This window comes from Helicobacter sp. T3_23-1059 (assembly GCF_053654515.1).
This window is the reverse complement of record NZ_JBSIUV010000013.1, coordinates 47,163-64,553: the sequence shown is the minus strand read 5'-3', so window position 1 is coordinate 64,553 and position 17,391 is coordinate 47,163. Positions and strand designations below refer to the sequence as shown.

At 39.1% G+C, this 17,391-nt stretch carries 11 protein-coding genes and 2 pseudogenes; 11 read left to right on the top strand and 2 right to left on the bottom strand.

The features are described from left to right. Positions 1-294: 294 nt before the first annotated feature. A pseudogene (locus tag ACWIX0_RS05455) lies at positions 295-431 on the top strand (IS1595 family transposase); the annotation flags it as partial. 15 nt (positions 432-446) lie between these two features. Here the strand turns inward: ACWIX0_RS05455 and der are convergent. Both der and ACWIX0_RS05445 read right to left on the bottom strand, forming a co-directional pair. After that, positions 447-2,231, bottom strand: a complete 1,785-nt coding sequence (der, locus tag ACWIX0_RS05450; protein ID WP_454172626.1) for a ribosome biogenesis GTPase Der — start codon at positions 2,229-2,231, stop codon at positions 447-449. Positions 2,232-2,263: 32 nt separating this feature from the next. Further along, positions 2,264-2,662 (bottom strand): hypothetical protein, encoded by a 399-nt coding sequence (locus tag ACWIX0_RS05445; protein ID WP_454172624.1) that lies wholly within the window; start codon positions 2,660-2,662, stop codon positions 2,264-2,266. A 137-nt stretch (positions 2,663-2,799) separates the two neighbouring features. Between ACWIX0_RS05445 and lysA the strand changes: the two are divergent. The 10 genes and pseudogenes from lysA to ACWIX0_RS05395 form a co-directional block, all read left to right on the top strand. Further along, a pseudogene (lysA, locus tag ACWIX0_RS05440) lies at positions 2,800-4,083 on the top strand (diaminopimelate decarboxylase); the annotation flags it as partial. A gap of 149 nt (positions 4,084-4,232) precedes the next feature. Then, entirely contained in the window at positions 4,233-8,567 is a 4,335-nt protein-coding gene (locus tag ACWIX0_RS05435) for a type ISP restriction/modification enzyme (RefSeq protein ID WP_454172622.1), read from the top strand. 22 nt (positions 8,568-8,589) lie between these two features. Beyond that, positions 8,590-9,792: a prephenate dehydratase gene (gene pheA / locus ACWIX0_RS05430; RefSeq protein WP_454172621.1), complete on the top strand. Its 1,203-nt coding sequence runs from the start codon at positions 8,590-8,592 to the stop codon at positions 9,790-9,792. A gap of 45 nt (positions 9,793-9,837) precedes the next feature. Next, the gene (locus tag ACWIX0_RS05425; protein WP_454172619.1) at positions 9,838-10,731 is read left to right on the top strand and encodes a DUF2156 domain-containing protein; all 894 of its coding nucleotides are present in this window, start codon (positions 9,838-9,840) and stop codon (positions 10,729-10,731) included. 155 nt (positions 10,732-10,886) lie between these two features. Beyond that, entirely contained in the window at positions 10,887-12,740 is a 1,854-nt protein-coding gene (gene speA, locus ACWIX0_RS05420) for an arginine decarboxylase (protein ID WP_454172617.1), read from the top strand. Positions 12,741-13,062: 322 nt separating this feature from the next. Continuing rightward, positions 13,063-13,932, top strand: a complete 870-nt coding sequence (cysE, locus tag ACWIX0_RS05415; protein ID WP_454172631.1) for a serine O-acetyltransferase — start codon at positions 13,063-13,065, stop codon at positions 13,930-13,932. A 154-nt stretch (positions 13,933-14,086) separates the two neighbouring features. After that, positions 14,087-14,890 carry a thiol:disulfide interchange protein DsbA/DsbL gene (locus tag ACWIX0_RS05410; protein ID WP_454172615.1) on the top strand — a complete coding sequence of 268 codons (804 nt, stop codon included), beginning with the start codon at positions 14,087-14,089 and terminating at the stop codon, positions 14,888-14,890. Between the two features lie 11 nt (positions 14,891-14,901). Further along, positions 14,902-15,648, top strand: a complete 747-nt coding sequence (locus ACWIX0_RS05405; protein ID WP_454172613.1) for a disulfide bond formation protein B — start codon at positions 14,902-14,904, stop codon at positions 15,646-15,648. 82 nt (positions 15,649-15,730) lie between these two features. After that, positions 15,731-16,225, top strand: coding sequence for a type II 3-dehydroquinate dehydratase (aroQ, locus tag ACWIX0_RS05400; protein ID WP_454172611.1), 495 nt, complete (start codon positions 15,731-15,733; stop codon positions 16,223-16,225). Between the two features lie 41 nt (positions 16,226-16,266). After that, positions 16,267-17,376, top strand: coding sequence for a M24 family metallopeptidase (locus tag ACWIX0_RS05395; protein WP_454172609.1), 1,110 nt, complete (start codon positions 16,267-16,269; stop codon positions 17,374-17,376). The last annotated feature ends 15 nt before the right edge of the window (positions 17,377-17,391 follow it).

Here is a 17,391-nt window from a genome sequence, read left to right as displayed (position 1 = left end):
CGCTTAAGTTGTCTTGAGCCTAATGTTTTTTGGTTTGTCATAAAGGATTTTTGTTTGTCATAAGGGACTTTGGTTTGTCATATCTGCTCGGGGCAATGTCTTTTAAGCACCTACTATGTTACGGGGCATTGCTTTGTGGAGGGGGTTTGGTTTTATGAAGTGGGGTTTTTACTTTGTGTAAGGGGGTTTTGTTTTGACTATTGAAAATTTTACTATTTATAGCGACACTTTGGAGGATTTATGATGGATTAGTAGATTTTTTGTTTCGCTTTGCTTGCAACTACAAGCAAAAGTGGCTATGCAGAGCATAGACTTACTAAATTAAAGGAATCAAAAAAGAGAATTTCTTGCTTCATTTAAAAGAAACAAAATTTAGATACAATACTCAAATTAAACAGCAAGATTTGTATAAAATCTTGGCACAAAAATGATAAGAAATTAACCGCTTAAGTTGGATTGAGCCTTTCTTTTTTGCGCATTTTTGATTTTGTTTTGGGGGTGGTTTTTGTGGAAAATGCCTTATTAAATGCGTGCTTAGCATTTTTGCTAGATTTTAGTTTTTTGTGAGAATCTCTGCTAGATTTTGATTTGCGTTTATCAAAAAGAGATTCTAGGCTAAAATCCTCGCTATCATTATGTTGCGCATTTTTATCCCTAAAATGCAGCAAAATAGGCACGCCACTAAGAGAAAAACAATCCCTCAAACAATTTATCAAATACCGCTTATAGCTAAAATGAATGTTATTTGGGCGATTGGAAATAATGGCGATTTGTGGCGGTTTGGATTCAAATTGCGTAGCATAATAGATTTTGACTAGCTTGCCTTTATCACTTGGGATTGCGTGGTTTTGCACAGCGCGGGTAATGATTTCATTTAGCTTTGCGGTGGGGATTCTTAGGCTAAAATTTTGATAAATCTCTAAAATCTTGTCTTTTAGCTCGGTTATGTGGCGTTTATTTTTTGCACTTATGGTAAGTCTTGGGGCGTATTCTAAAAATCGAAATTTTCGCTCAAATTCCGCTTTGATACTATCAAAATCTGCGTATTTTATATCCCATTTATTCCATATCACGATTACGCCGAGCGCGTGTTTTTGGGTTAGTGAGAAAATGCGCTCATCTAGCTCGCATAATTTCTCACTCGCATCTAGCACAAGCAGAGCTATATCACTTTGTGCCAAAATCTTATTTGTCCTATCAAGCGCAAATTTTTCTAACTGCTCAATCTTGCCTCTTTTGCGAATCCCTGCGGTATCTACGAATGTTAGTTTTATGCCTTTGTGCGCTATGCTTTCATCGACAGGGTCTATGGTAGTCCCCGCTTTTTTGCTAACTATTGCCCGCTCTTTTTGCGTTAGCGCGTTTAGTAGGCTAGATTTGCCGACATTTACACGCCCTATGATACCGATTTTGATTTCGCTATTTTGTGCGTCTTGGCTTGTTTTGTGATTTTCTACATTACTGTCTTGGCTATCGTTTTGAGGAAAATCCTGCATATCTTGCACGCTAGATTTTGTATTTTTTGTCGCAACATTATTTAGATTCACGCTTTTTTCTAGGCTAGAGATTAGCTCGTCATCGCTTATTATCAAAGTAGGATTATGTGGATTTTTATGCGTGTTTTTAAAAAAAAGTGCGTTAAATATCGCATTTTGCAAATTGCTAATGCCCCTATTATGTGCCACAGAGATAAAAAACACCTCTTGCAAGCCAAACTCATAAAACAAATACGCCCCGTCATTTTGCGCATCGCTATCAATTTTATTTACCACCAAAAAACAGGGCGTATTTTTTTTCTTTAGTTTCAAAATCTCATAGATGATTTTTCTATCCTCATCATTTGGAGGATTTTGCCCATCTACCATATACAGCACCAAATCCGCATCTTTGCTCGTATCTTTTGCTCTTTGTGAAACCTGCAAAAATAGCTCATCTTGGCTTTTTTGCTCTATGCCTCCCGTATCGATAAGCATAGCATTTGGTAGATTTTGCGTAGAATCTAGATTTTGCGCGGGATTTAGATTTTGCGAAGTATTTTTTAGAATATTGTCTTTGTAAATAGAATCTTTTTGCGCAGGATTTAGTAGATAAATCGGTGTGTAATTGGTATCGCGTGTAGTCCCGCTAATATTTGAAGTAATGGCGATTTTTTGCTTGGCTAGGCGGTTAAAAAGGCAAGATTTGCCTACATTTGGTCTGCCGATAATGGCGATTTTGGGGAGTTTTTGCATTGTTGTGAAAAATGGTTGTAAAAGTAGATAAGTTATCGTCTATCAAGCCCGCGTCTTACGCTTAAATCCAAATCTTTTGCCATATCTGGATTTCGCTTACTCATTTCATTTAAAGCAGATAAAACAAGAGGGGATTTTACATTTGGGTGCTTGCTAAGGGCAAACAAAAATAGCCGTTTTTGCGTCTTGCTTAAATCTAACACATCATAATAAGAAAACATCTCTTTTACCGCGTCTTGCAAATCCACAAAAGTGCTATCTTCTGATTCTATGGTTACCATTATGGTTTCATAAGTGATAGTCTCTTCATACGCAAAATCATCGCCAGACCGTATCACTACGGGAGTTTTTTTGGATACTTTTGCGACAATGATAAGGGCTGAAACGATAACAATGATAAAAAGGCTTAAGTATGCGACTAGTTCAAACATTTTTTCCCAACTTTTATTGAAAGATTACATTTTCTTTTGCTTAGCATAAACTTGAATTAAACTTGTTTTTGCTAGAATTTTGGCTATGATTTTAGCCAATTTTTTGTTAGATTGCGCTTTTTTATGCAAGGATTTTTATGCAGGACACTTTTTTAGAATTAGCAAAAAAATACGACACTCCCCTTTATGTCTATGATTTATCGCGTATACAATCAAACTTTTTAGATTTTAAGCAAGCCTTTAGCGGGCGTAAATCGCTTATTTGCTACGCGCTAAAGGCAAACTCAAATCTAGGGATTTTATCCCTGCTAGCTAGGCTTGGCAGTGGGGCTGACTGCGTCTCTATCGGAGAGGTTAGACGCGCACTGCTAGCTAAAATCCCAAAATACAAAATCATTTTTTCAGGGGTTGGCAAACGCCCTAGCGAGATAGAAGAAGCACTAAAGCTAGATATTTTGTTTTTAAATGTAGAATCCACTCAAGAGCTACAAACTATCGAGCAAATCGCACAAAAGCTACACAAAGAGCAAACTAGCACAAAATCTAATTTTGGTGGCGAGCCAAAAAAAGCTAGAATCTCTATCCGCGTAAATCCAAATATCGATGCAAAAACCCACCCATACATTTCCACAGGGCTTAGCGAAAATAAATTTGGACTAGACATAGAAAGTGCTAAGCAAGCCTATCTTTATGCGCATAAGTCGCCATTTTTAGAGCCAATCGGCATTCATTTTCATATCGGCTCACAGATTTGTGATTTAGCTCCCATAAAGCAAAGTGCGAGCAAAATCGCAGAGCTAGCAAAATCTCTGCTAGCTTTGGGGATTGAGCTAAGGTTTTTTGACATTGGCGGGGGGCTAGGTATCCGCTATGAAAACGAAGAAGAAATCTCTCTTTATGATTATGCTCAAGCGATTTTAGCGGAGCTAAAGGGGAGTGATTTTACGATAATCTGTGAGCCCGGACGCAGAATCGTAGGCAACGCAGGAGTGCTGCTTACAAAAGTGCTATATGAAAAACACACGCAAAACAAACGATTTGTAATCATAGATAGCGGTATGAATGATTTGATGCGCCCTGCCCTATATAGCGCAGTCCATCAAGTGCAAATCTATGACAAAGACACGCAAAAAAGAGGGGATAAAACTAAAGCTGACATCGTAGGTCCTGTGTGTGAGAGTAGTGATACATTTTTGAATGGCGTTGAGTTGCCACCATTGCAAGCGGGCGATATACTAGGTTTTTGCAATGCAGGGGCTTATGGCTATTCAATGGCTAGTAATTATAACACGCGCACAAAACCCGCAGAAATAGGCTTCTGCACGCAAGATAATGGCAAAATTAGCACACAAAGCATAAGAGTGCTAAAAGAGCGCGAGGAGCTTAGCGAGCTAGTGGCAAACGAGCTAAAATGCCTACAAGATTTTGAAAAAACCATAAAAACTGCAAAATCTAAAAAACCTACAAATATAAAATCCAAAAATGCAATATTTGACAAAAAAACAAAAACTACGACAAAATCTAAACCAAACAATAAAAAAAAGCCTAAAAACTTAAAATGGTGATACAAATGCAAACTTATATTTTAGACTATCACAACACCTTGCAAAGCCTTATAAATCGTGGCGATGCAAATGAGCATTCGTTTCGCACTGCGCTTGAAAATCTATTAAACGCATCTAAGCCTACACAAGCCGCGCAAAGTCAAAGTAGCGAGCAAGGCGAGATTGTCATTATCCACGAGCCAAAGTCAAAGCAAGGGCAAGGCAGTATCCGCCCTGATTTTAAAGTTGTCCATAAAATGCCACAAGACTCAAAAACTCAAATACCGCAAGAAAAAGTCGGCTATGAATCGCTTGTGGGCTTTATCGAGTGTAAAAACTATGGCGTGGATTTAAGCCCGCTAGTCAAAGGCAAACAAATCGAAAAATACTTAAGCGTCTGCCACAATATCATTTTGACGGATTATAATCGCTTTATTTTGCTATCTTATGGCAAGATTATCGATGATTTGGTGCTGTTCCCAAACGGCGTTGAATCAAACCTACTAAACGCCACACAAGATAAAGCCACGCAAAAAACTAAGCTTATAGAATCCACCACGAGAATCTCTCAACTTTTAAGCGAGTTTTTCCACACTACCGCGCAAATCACACAAAAAGATGAGTTAGTAAAAGTCCTAAGCACACAAAGTTTTTATTTAAGCACCGCGATTTTTAATGAGTTTAGCACGCAAGATTTAGAATCCAATGCCACAAATTTACTCACCGCCACCACGCAGACAAGCACCACCACAGATTTTCACGCCGCGTTTGATAAATCCTACCAATCATTTAGGGATTTAGAGAGTGCGGATATTAGCGAGATTGAGTTTTGCGACATTGTGGCACAGAGTATCGTATATGGAGCGTTTGTAGCCCACATTGAGAGTGAAATCTATGAGATTGACAAAATCCCTACCGAAATGTTTGTAGCCCTACTGCCTAAACATTTTGTAACCTTGCGCGAGTTTATAGAATCTTCCCTCCCAGCGCGAAACTTGCCCGATTCTATCGCCTACGCGCTAAGCAATATCATTAAAACCATTGCGCTTATTGATAAACCAAGCCTAGCAACTAGCTTCCAAAAAGAGATTGGGGAGCTTAGCATTTATCTTTACGAGGATTTTTTGAGGGCGTATGATGAGTTACGCGGGGAGCAAAAACGCAAAGAAGGTGGCGTTTTCTACACGCCAGAGCCTATCGTAAATATGATTGTGCGTAGTATAGATGAGCTACTGCAAACGCATTTTGGCAAAACTTTTAGCGATGAAAGCGTGAAAGTCCTAGATTTCGCCACAGGGACGGGTAGCTTTTTGGCAAAAGTATTTGAGCTGATTTTGCAAAATCAAAGCGAAGTCTTTGCTAAAAATGTCATTATCAATAAATGTTTTAGGGATATTTATGGCTTTGAGATGAGTTTCGTGCCTTATATCGTGGCGCATTTGAAGTTAAGCTCACTTTTGCGCGCTCAAGGCTTTAGCGAGTTTAGTGCGCATCAAAAGTTTCAAGTCTATCTCACAAATACGCTAGATTTAGATATGGGACGACAGATTTACCTCCAAGTCCCCTTTGACACGCTAAAAAACGAGCGTGATAAATCCTTGCAACTCAAACACAAAGAGGATTTGCTCGTGATTTTGGGAAATCCTCCCTACAATGTAAAATCCAAAAACAAACATAAAGAGATTTTAACGCTTTTAGATTCGTATAAAATGGGCTTAAATGAGCAAAATATCCAGCCATTAGATGATGATTATATAAAATTCATTCGCTTTGCACAATGGAAGCTAACCGAGCAAAACAAAAATCACGGCATTATGGGCTTTATCACCAATAATTCATATCTCTACGGGCGCACTCATCGCAAAATGCGCGAATCGTTAGCAAAAACATTCGATGAAATCTATATTTTAAACTTGCACGGACATAACGAAATAGATGGTAAAAACGACAAAAATGTCTTTGACATTCGCGTAGGCGTTTGCATAAGTTTGTTTGTGAAATATGACACCCACCCCCTAGCCCCCTCCGCAAGGGAGGGGGAACAAGAGAAGTATTACTTCGCAATGGATGGGGAACAAGAAAGCGTATTAAAAAGTCCCCTCCCTTGCGGAGGGGATTTAGGGGTGGGTCATTCGTCATTGCGAGATTTGGCAACGCCAAATCGAAGTAATCCAAAAAATCCCTCCCTTGCGCATAGCTACTCCGAATCCTCCACCTCCATTGCGGAGGGGGATAAAGGGGGTGGGTATAATTTAGCCCAAATCCACTACTTCTCCACAAAAGACAACGAAATCTTGCGCCGTAAAGATAAATTTGCGTTACTAAACAAAATCGCAGACAAAGGGCTAAAATCAATAAAATGGAAAAAATTAAAGTTAGATTCGCCATATTTTTGGTTTGTGCCAAAAAGTTTTAAAAGCAACGAATACAATAAATTTTGGGCGTTAGCAAAAAACGAATCTTTAGGCGAATCAAAAGCAATCTTTAAGAATTTTAATAGCGGAATCAAAACAGAAAAAGACAAAATTTGCATTCATTTTAATAAACAAAATGTTGTGAATATTGTGAATGATTTTGTCAAATTAGAAATTGAGGCGATACGACAAAAATATCAATTAGGAAAAGATTCAAGAGATTGGAGCATAGAAAGGGCAAAAGCAGAAGTAGCTTCAACTCTTGTTCCCCCTCCCTTGCGGAGGGGGCTAGGGGGTGGGTATGAAAATCTTAAACACCGCACACTTGCACCATATATGAAAGATTTTAGCCGACAAATGCGCAAAAATCCAACTGACGCAGAAAATAAACTTTGGCAAGAATTGCGCGGTAAAAAATTAGGTTTTGGATTTAGACGGCAATTTGTGATTGATTCTAAATATATCGCAAATTTTGTATGCCTAGAAAAACGGCTCATTATCGAATGCGATGGCGGACAACACAATCAAACCGAATTACCCCACCCCAAACCCCTCCCGCAAGGGGAGGGGCTTACATTTGATTCCCCCTCCCTTGCGGAGGGGGATAAAGGGGGTGGGTATGAAAAAATAAACCACTCCGACATTCAAAGAGATTTTTATTTAGAATCGCAAAATTTTAGGATTTTAAGATTTTGGAATAATGAGATTTTAGAAAATTTGGAGGGCGTTTTGTGTGTGATTAAAGAGGCTTTGGAAGCTGATTTTGTTTTACCAAAATCTACCCACCCCCTAGCCCCCTCCGCAAGGGAGGGGGAACAAGAGAGGTGCGACTTCGCAATGGAGGGGGAACAAAGGGCGAATCCATTCGCAAGGGAGGGGGAGCAAAATGGCAAATCCAAAAGTCCCTTCCCTTGCGGAGGGGATTTAGGGGTGGGTAATCCGTCATTGCGAGAGAGCGAAGCGAACGCGGCAATCCATAAAAATACCCCACCCCAAACCCCTCCCGCAAGGGGAGGGGCTTTTTCTGTTTCCCCCTCCCTTGCGCGTGTGGATTCTCTTAAATCTTCCCCCTCCCTTGCGGAGGGGGTTAGGGGGTGGGTAGAGAAAATCCAAAAAATCGCCTATCGTCCCTTTGATATTCGCTACACCTTTACAAGTGGCAAAACAAAAGGATTTTTAGGCTATCCACGATTTGAAACAATGAAGCATTTTTTAATGGGCGAAAATTTAGGAATTTGCTTTACCAAAGATTGCGAATTAAGCGTGTATGACAACGCAATCATAAGTAATAAGCCTACGGATATTCACTACAACGGCGGACAAACCTATATTGCGCCACTTTATACTTACCCCGATGAATTTTTGCAAGGCGACAAAACCCCTAATTTCACGCAAGAATTTAGCGACTTTATCGCAAAGCACAAGGTTTTAAAATCCAAAAGTCCAGAGCAGATTTTGGCATTTATTTATGGCAATCTTTACAATCCCGCATATCGCGCAAAATATTTGGAGTATCTAAAAATCGGCTTCCCTAGAGTCGACTTTGAAGTAAGCCAATCGCAATTTGAACGATTTGCAAATCTCGGGCAAAATCTCATCGATTTGCATTTGATGAAAACAATCCCGCAGGACAAAAGCATAGATTTAGTTTTCCGCGCAAATGCAAATAAATCAAACCCAAATTTCACGCTTGATAAGCCAAAATATGAGCAAAATCAAAACAAGATTATTTTAAACGCGGATTTAGAGATAGTGGGAGTGAGCGCGGAAGTGTGGGACTACACAATCGGCGGTTACAAGGTGCTTGAAAAATGGCTAAAATATCGCGCTAATGATAAAAATGGTGCAATAATGCTAGAACAAAGCGACTTTACGCATATCCTAAATGTCGCCAAAATCCTAAAAGCCACGATAACGATTCAAGCCGAGCTAGCAAATATCAAATAAAACCTTGCAACAAAGGACAAAAATGCCAAAAAACAGCCAACAAAAACACAAAAACAAAAATGCCAAGCCACAAAAAAACGACACAAATTCACACGCTAAAATCCCACACGATAAAACTTTGCGCGACACAAATTCACACGATACAAATTTGCAATCTTTGCGCACGCAAATCGACAAAATCGATGAGCAAATGCTAGATTTGCTAGAATCTAGGCTTAGCATTGTAAAAAAAATCGGGGAAAATAAACTAAAAAACAACGCTAGCATATATCGCCCAGAGCGCGAGAGAGAAATCATCAAACGACTTAGCGCAAAACCTCTAAAATACCTAAACATAAACGCCATAGAAGCCATTTACCACGAGATTTTTGCCATTTCGCGTAATCTAGAGCTACCCCAAAAAGTCGCCTACCTTGGACCGCTAGGGAGCTACACGCATCAAGCAGCAGCATTGCGATTTGGTGCGCTTAGCGAGTATCTGCCGATAAACACCATTAGCGCAATCTTTAAGGCATTGCAATCAAATCAAGCAAAATACGCCGTAGTGCCTATCGAAAACAACACAAATGGCATCGTAGGCGAGACTATCGACAACCTAGCAAACCCCACAAACTCTGCACAAAAAATCATCGCAGAAATTATCCTGCCCATTCATCATAGCTTTGCTTCTCTAAGCGAAAATCTAGGCGATATTAAGCGCATTTATTCAAAAGATATTGCGTTTGGACAATGTGATAATTTCCTAAATGCGCATAACTTGCTAGCCCTAGAGCAAATCCCCACAGAATCCACTGCCAAAGCCGCACAACTTGCCAAAGCTGACAAGCAAAGTGCGGCGATTTGCTCTAGCATAGCGGCAAAGATTTATGAGATTCCTATAATGTTTGAAAATGTGCAAAATCACAGCGGAAATAAGACGCGATTTGTGATTGTTAGTGATTTTTGCAATGCAAAAAGTGGCAATGACAAGACTTCGATTTTTGCCACGCTAAAGGGGTTTGAACAATCTGGCACGCTTCTTAGGTTTTTGCAAGATTTTGAAGATGCTAAAATCAACCTTACAAAAATCGATTCTCGTCCCATTCGCGTAAAAAGTGGAGGGGATTTTAGCTCGGGGTTTTATATCGATTTTGATGGGCATAGAGATGATACAAAAGTGGCTAAAATCCTCTCAAAATGGGGAGAGCAAGTAAAGTGGCTAGGAAGCTATCCTAAAATGGACTAGCCACAAATACAATAAAAAAACTAAATAAAATCAAAGGATAAAACAATGGAATTTAAGCCAATCGCACTAGAATCTAAGCAGATTTTAGAGCCTTTTTTAGATAAAGAGGATTATGAAATTTCAGATATTGTCTTTGGGAATCTCTATATTTGGAAACACGCTAGAGATATTGCGTATGAGATTTTGCACGATTGTGTAGTCATAAAAACCCAATACACAAACGCCCTGCCCTATTTTTTCTATCCATTTGGTAATGGCGATAAAATCCGCGCTTTGCAGGATTTGCGCGAATTTTTAAAAAAGCAAAATTTACCTCCACGCTTTGAATCCATAGAATCAAAAAATATCGATTCTATCAAATCCGTGTTTAGCGGGCTAGAGTTTATAGCGCGTGAAGAGCGGTTTGATTATGTGTATAGCATAGATGAACTAATTAGGCTTGAGGGGCGAAAATTTCACAAGAAAAAAAATCATCTAAATCAGTTTTTGCAAAATAATGGCGAGCGCGGAGGAAAATGGGACTATGAAAAGATAAGCGCGCAAAATGCCGATGAAATAATGACAAAATGTAAAGAATGGTTAGATGCAAATCCAAATAAAAATGAGGCGTTAGAAATAGAATTTATCGGCATAAAAAACGCGCTACAAGTGTATGAAAATCTAGGGCTAAAAGGCGGGGCGATACGATTAGGTGGCGAAATCGTGGCTTTTAGCTTTGGCGAAGTGATGAATGAAAAAATGGCACTAGCACACATAGAAAAAGCAAATCCACAAATAGCAGGTGCATATCAAATCATAAATCAGCAACTTTTAGTCAATGAATTTAGCGAGCTAGAATTGATAAATCGGGAGGAGGATTTGGGGATTGAAGGGCTAAGGAGGGCAAAAAAAAGCTACAATCCTATCAAAATGGTAGAAAAATACGCAAGCAAAATCTAGCAAAATATATCAATGATTTTGTGTTATAATGCGTGGATTTTGTGCGATTTGAAAAAAAGATTTGCATACCAAGTGCAAAAAAATATGACAAAAAGCAAGAACAAAAAATGCTTAAATCTTACACTAAAACCGCTTTTAGCAAATAAGGAGTTTTTGTGATTGATTATGGTATAAAATTTTGGTCAAATGATGACTTTATCATAGAAGATGGCTTTGTCAAAGTAAATCATCAAAGCAAACCTACCCTACTTGAAATCGTCCAAGAAGTCCGCACACAAGGCTACAAAGGTCCTTTGCTAGTGCGATTCCCCCACCTCATAGACAAACAAATACGAGAACTTTTTGGCTCTTTTAAAAACGCGATAAAAGAGTATTCTTACAAAGGTAAATTTAAAGCAGTTTTCCCTCTCAAAGTAAATCAAATGCCAAATTTTATTCTGCCACTTGTTGATTGCGCTCAAGGGCGGTGCTACGGGCTAGAAGCAGGCTCAAAATCTGAGCTAATCATCGCTATGGCTTACACAAATGATGAATGCCCCATCACCGTAAATGGCTTTAAAGACAAAGAAATGACTGCGCTAGGATTTATCGCGGCAAAAATGGGACATAATATCACGCTAACCATCGAGGGACTAAACGAGCTAAAATCCATAATCGAAGTCGCAAAAGAAATGGGTTCGCCCTATCCTTATATCGGACTTAGAATCCGCCTGCATAGCACAGGCACGGGAGTATGGGGCAAATCTGGCGGGATAAATGCAAAATTTGGGCTTACTTCTACGGAATTGCTAGAAGCAATCAAATTATTAGAGCAATCAAATTTGCTAAATCAATTTAGTATGATTCATTTTCACATAGGTAGCCAAATAAGCGATATTTCGCCACTAAAAAAAGCCATAAGAGAAGTAGGCAATATCTATGCGGAATTGCGAAAAATGGGAGCAAAAAATCTCACTTGCGTAAATATCGGAGGCGGGCTAGCTGTGGAATATACCCAACACGAGGGTGCAAACAATCGCAACTACACGCTAAATGAATTTAGCGGAGATGTGGTTTTTTCACTCAAAGAAATCGTAAAAAACAAACAGGAAAAAGAGCCTGATATTTTTATCGAATCAGGGCGATTTGTAAGCGCAAATCACGCCGTGCTAATCGCTCCTGTGCTAGAACTTTTTAGCCAAGAGTATGATGAAAAAGCGTTACGATTAAAAGAAAAAAACCCGCCACTTATCGCTGAAATGCTTGATTTATACAAAACGATGAGCGAAAAAAATGCCATAGAATATTTGCACGATAGTCTTGATCATTTAGAATCATTGCTTACGCTATTTGATTTGGGCTATATTGATTTGACAGACCGCTCAAATACCGAGATTTTAGTCCATCTAATCATCAAAAAAGTCATAAAACTTCTCAAACACAAAAATCATAATGAAATCATTAGAATCCAAGAGCAAATCCAAGAGCGTTATTTACTAAATTGTAGCTTTTTTCAGAGCCTGCCTGATTATTGGGGGCTGGGGCAAAATTTCCCTGTAATGCCGCTAGATAGGCTAAATCGCCGTCCTACAAGAAGTGCTAGTTTGTGGGATATTACTTGCGATAGCGATGGCGAAATCGCTTTTGATGCGAAAAAGCCACTGTATTTGCACGATGTTGATGTTACGCGTGAGGAGTATTTTTTGGGATTTTTTCTCGTGGGGGCGTATCAAGAAGTGCTAGGAATGCGTCATAATCTTTTCACGCACCCTACGGAATTTAGCGTGATTTTTGATGAGGATTTAAACAAAGGCTATGAAATCCAAAACCTACTTGAAGCCCAAAATGTGCTTGATGTGCTTGATGATTTGGACTATGACACAAAAGAAATCGAGCGACTACTAAAACAAAGAATCGATGAGGCAAAAATCAGCGATGAGGACAAAAAAGAAGTGCTAGGGCAACTCTATGTAATGCTTAGTGAAAATGGCTACTTGCGCACGATAAAAAACACTGATGAAAATGAATAACGGTAGGCAAAATGCAACATTTAGAATGCGATAAAAGCACAAAAAAAATCAAAATCCAAAATCACAAAATCTAAGAACAATTTGAGGAAAATTTAAGGAAATACCAATGCCAAAAACACAAAAACAAAAAAAGCAAAATCTTAATCAAAAATCTAGCAACTTATCGCAAAACAAAGATTTGCAAAATGACTTGCAAAATACCCAAAATCTTGCCGAGAAAAAAAATCTTGCAAAACAAAATCTTGCCGAGAAAAATCCAACACAAAATAATCAAACAAGCCACGCAAACAACACAGATTTTGCTATCACTTCCCCTGCGACTATGCAAGCGGGATTTTGGGACATCATCAAAGAGGATTTTGCCACCCCTGAGCAAAAAGACCCCGCCTTAAAAAATCCTATCGAATTATTTTTTAATTATCCGGGGGTTGTGGCGTTGTTTCATTATCGATTTGCGCATTTTCTTTATATGCGAGATTGGAAAATCTTGGCAAGAATCATTATGGGATTTGCGCAATTTCTCACAAATATCGACATTCACCCTGCTGCGCGTATCGGAAGACGCGTGTTTATCGACCACGGCATAGGCGTAGTCATAGGCGAGACGGCAATCATCGGCGATGAAGTAACGATTTATCAAGGCGTAAGTCTAGGCGGAGTAAGCCTAAAGCGCACCAAACGCCACCCTACCCTAGAATCTGGCGTGGTGGTGGGAGCTGGCGCAAAAGTGCTAGGAGACATCACTATCGGCGCAAATGCCAAAATCGGCGCAAATTCTGTGGTAGTCAAAGATGTGCCACGCGGTTGCACGGCGGTTGGGATACCTGCTAGGATTTTGACACCACAAGACAAAAATGAAAATCTCGCGCCACAAAGCCAAAATCTATCCCAAAATCTCTCAAAAAATGCAAAATCTAGCGCGAAATCTAGTGTAGATTTTGGGCTAGATTCTAGTGAGATTTTAGAGATAGATACGCGCACAAAACTACCCGATGTAAGCAAAAGTGCGTTTTTATACTTGCTAGAGCGCATTGAGATTTTGGAGCAAGAAAAAGCATTGAGAGAAGCCCAAAAAGAGGGTGGGCATAGTGGTGATGGAAGCGATTGTGAGGAGGCATTAGAAGAGTTAGCAAAAATGCGCGAAAACCTAGAAAAACGATATGAAAAATATATCGCTGCTTTTAGGGATTAAAAACTTCTCAAATATATAAGGAGGATTTATGGAAGTTCTGTTTCAATGTGTAGGGTTTTTGGTGGTATTAGCTATCACTGCGATAGGTTTAAAAAATGGCATAGAAATGTCTAAACCTAAAGATTAGTTTTTAAACACAAACAAGGAGTCCAAAATGCACAAAAAAACTAAAATCAACAATGCCCAAAATCTAGGCACACACATAAATAAACACACGCGCAATCACATAAACAAGCGCATAACAAACGCGCTAGCCAAATGTATAAAATCTTTTTTGCTAGCAGGGTTTTGTATGCTTGCCACTATCCACATAGCGCACGCCCAAAATCCACAGCAAGTGCCAAACACAAACAACAAAATAAATAGCGATTTAAAAGAGGGCAGAGATTTTATCGTGCTAGAAAATCCTATCCCAAATGCCAAAAATACAATCATAGAAGTGTTTAGCTATTCTTGTCCATTTTGCTATCGGTATTCCAAACATTTGCCAAATCTCATAAAATCACTCCCTGAAAATGTCGAGTTTAAGCCCTATCATTTAAGCAAAAAAGGCGATTATGGACAGCTCGCTTCGCAAGTCTTTGCGGTGCTAGTGTTTAAAGACAAAAAAGCAAATATCCCCATCACAGATGCGGAAAAATCCCATTTTTACAAAGCACAAAAAGCATATTTTAATGCCTATAATATCAATAAAGAGCGGTGGGGAGGGGGCAAAAATCCACAAGCCTTTTTGCACACGGGGCTAGATTCTGCGGGGATAAAACTAGATGATTTTTACGCAACATTGCAAGAAAAAGCTGTCCAAGAGATTTTAGCCTCGTGGGAGGATAGCTACGAAGTTGCTAGGATTCAGGGCATACCAGCATTTGTGGTAAATGGCAAATATTTGATTTATACCAAGTCCATTCATTCGCTAGAAGATTTAAAATACAAAATCATTGAATTGCTAAAAAAATAAAGCGATAAAAAATGGCTTTTGGGGCTTATTTTTGGTTTTTTTGCGCATTTTGTAGCTTTTTTCTTGTGGGGATTTCGCATTTATTTTTTCAAGGCTATTTGTTTATGCAGCCTTGCGAGCAGTGCGTATATATCCGCTATGCGTTTATTGTTATGGGATTTGGTGGGATTTTTTTGGGGGTTAGCGATTGTTTAGCCCTGCGAAAATCTAGCAATAATATGCAAAAATCTCATACTTTTAATAAAAATAATATCGCGCATAAACTTAGCTTTCTAAGCAAGATTTTAGGCTTTGTTTTAGGATTTTATGGAAGTGTTAGGGGGATTTTTTTTGCGTGGGTGTTGCTAAAGATTCATCGTGCGTTAAATGATTTTGATATGGATTCTAGTGAGGTGGATTTTAGCCAAGAAAATCTTTTTGATTTGCCTAATTTCTTTGGATTGCAAGGTTGCTCTATGCAGCCTAGTTTTGATTTTGGGTTGCCACTTGATAGGTGGCTACCTAGCGTTTTTGCTCCCACAGGGGATTGTGGGCAGGATTTTGCATTGCCACCTAGCGATATTGCGCTATCTTATCTACAAGCGTATTTTGTAGAGCTATATTCGCAGGGCTGGTATTTATTGCCAAGCGCAAAGTTTGGCTCTATGGCAGAGTGTTGTTTGCTAGCTTTTGGGGTGGGGTTTTTGATTTTTTGCGTGGCGTTTGTTCGCGCATTGCTAGCGCGTATATTTTTCTATAAAAACGCAAAAATATGCTAAAATCCACACAATTCTTTGGCGTTTTTTATGGCATTTTACCCAACCCAAAAAACACTTCAAAATCTACAAAAAGGAGACTTCAATGAAAATCTTAGTCATACAAGGACCAAATCTAAACTTACTAGGACACCGCGATCCTAGAATCTATGGACCACTCACTTTAGAGCAAATCCACGAAAATATGCGTGGCTTTGCTAAGCAAAACAACTTTGAGTTAGAATTTTTCCAAAGCAATTTTGAGGGCGAAATCATCGACAAACTCCAAGAATGCGTAGGTGGCGAATATAGCGGAGTGCTTATAAATCCAGCCGCTTATGCGCACACTTCCATAGGCATAGCCGATGCGATAATGTCGTGTGGCGTGCCTGTGGTAGAAGTGCATATTAGCAATATTTTTGCTAGAGAGGATTATCGCAAAGTGAGTTATAGCGGTGGGGTTTGCGCAGGGGTGATAACGGGGTTTGGAGCGTATGGGTATCATATCGGGCTTATTGCGCTAGGGCAAATCATAAGTGAGCTAGAGGCTTTCAAAGCACAGCAAGAAGCCCAAGCCAAAGCCTCTGCAAACCCAAAATAACTAAAATCTAAAATAGCTAAAATCTAAAGCAAGTAAAATCTATGTCAAAAAAAACTCCCCCACAATACTTCATCACACAAGATGAAAGCGCGCAATATTTTGAGGTGGGGTATAGCTGTGATAATGCGATATTGTTGCGACTAGGCAAAGAGTGCGTTTTTATCACGGATTCGCGCTACACCACAGAAGCTAGAGAATATCTAGCAAGTGGCGTAGAGCTAATCACAAGCAATAATTTGCTAGAATCTGCCATAGAGATTTTAGTAAAATCAAACATAAAAACCCTTAGCTTTGATAGCAATCAACTTAGCGTTAGCGCGTTTGAGAAGCTAAAATCTAATCTGCAAATAGAGCTAAAATCTACTCCAAACTTTCATCAGCGTTTGAGAATCAAAAAAACCGCGCAAGAAATCGCCCTCATAAAAGAATCCCAAACACGAAATAAAGACGCATATAAGAGATTTGCAAACATTATAAATGAGATTTTAAGTGGCAAAAATAGCGCGTATAAATTTGTGCAAAAAGAGCAAAATCTATGCGAAAAAGAGCTTTTTTCGCTCGCTAAAATCGTGCTAGAAAATGGCGGAGAATATGATTTAAGCTTCTCGCCCATAGTGGCTATCAATGAAAATGCTGCCAAACCTCACGCCCTGCCAAGCGATAAAATATTGCAAAATGGGGATTTGCTACTTTTTGATGCGGGGATAAAATACAAGCGATATTGCTCAGATATGACGCGCACGGCAAAGATTGATTTTGATACAAAATCTAATATGGATTCTAAAGGCACAAATTTTAGCAAGATGCAATATTTTGACAATAAAGAAATGCAAAAAATCTATGATATTGTGAAAAAAGCGCAAGAATTTTGCATACAAAATCTACGCGCTGGAATGAGTGGCAAGCAAATAGACGCGCTTGCAAGAGGGGTAATAGAAAAAGCTGGCTTTGGCAAATATTTCGCACACAGCACAGGACACGGCATAGGGCTTGACATACACGAACAGCCTTTTATATCCGCTAGAAGCGAGACTATCATAGAAGACAATATGGTGTTTTCTATCGAACCCGGAATCTATATCCCACAATGTTATGGAGTAAGGATTGAAGATCTAGTCGTAGTCCAAAACGGCAGGGCTGAGATTTTGTAGTTTTTAGATTTTTTA

Coding starts and splice junctions, on each gene's coding strand:
- aroQ (WP_454172611.1), top strand. CDS start 15,731: ATGAAAATCTTAGTCATACAAGGACCAAATCTAAACTTACTAGGACAC.
- ACWIX0_RS05395 (WP_454172609.1), top strand. CDS start 16,267: ATGTCAAAAAAAACTCCCCCACAATACTTCATCACACAAGATGAAAGC.
- ACWIX0_RS05410 (WP_454172615.1), top strand. CDS start 14,087: ATGCACAAAAAAACTAAAATCAACAATGCCCAAAATCTAGGCACACAC.
- ACWIX0_RS05405 (WP_454172613.1), top strand. CDS start 14,902: ATGGCTTTTGGGGCTTATTTTTGGTTTTTTTGCGCATTTTGTAGCTTT.
- ACWIX0_RS05445 (WP_454172624.1), bottom strand. CDS start 2,662: ATGTTTGAACTAGTCGCATACTTAAGCCTTTTTATCATTGTTATCGTT.
- ACWIX0_RS05435 (WP_454172622.1), top strand. CDS start 4,233: ATGCAAACTTATATTTTAGACTATCACAACACCTTGCAAAGCCTTATA.
- ACWIX0_RS05425 (WP_454172619.1), top strand. CDS start 9,838: ATGGAATTTAAGCCAATCGCACTAGAATCTAAGCAGATTTTAGAGCCT.
- cysE (WP_454172631.1), top strand. CDS start 13,063: ATGCAAGCGGGATTTTGGGACATCATCAAAGAGGATTTTGCCACCCCT.
- pheA (WP_454172621.1), top strand. CDS start 8,590: ATGCCAAAAAACAGCCAACAAAAACACAAAAACAAAAATGCCAAGCCA.
- der (WP_454172626.1), bottom strand. CDS start 2,231: ATGCAAAAACTCCCCAAAATCGCCATTATCGGCAGACCAAATGTAGGC.